At 54.4% G+C, this 331-nt stretch carries 1 protein-coding gene; it reads left to right on the top strand.

The window, feature by feature from the left end:
• Positions 1 to 331 (top strand): exodeoxyribonuclease V subunit gamma (locus EXE42_RS17415; protein WP_137707105.1); only part of this gene is annotated, 331 nt, incomplete at both ends.

Raw genomic sequence — 331 nt, 5'->3', positions numbered from 1 at the left:
ACTAAAGATTGTTGAGGCACCGGAGCGCCGTCGTGAAGTTGAGTACCTCGCACAAGACATTCGCGGGAAGCTTGCGAACGGATACGACCCCTCCGAGATCGTTGTCACGGCACGGAACCTCGATAACTATACGACGGCAATTCAGGACATCTTCGAGTCTAACGGGATTCCGTATCATCTTGAATCGAAGACCCCGTTAGCACAAGCACCCAGTTACCGCTTCCTGGTAGCAACCTTCGACCTGATTCAGGCCGCAGTCGACAACGAGGAGATCGGGTACAACACACTCGTGGATCCGATCCGTCTCGGATTCTGCCTCCCCACAGGTTCT

This window comes from Halorubrum sp. SP3, assembly GCF_005435195.1.
Lineage (GTDB): Archaea > Halobacteriota > Halobacteria > Halobacteriales > Haloferacaceae > Halorubrum > Halorubrum sodomense.
This window is presented reverse-complemented; position numbering and strand designations above follow the sequence as displayed.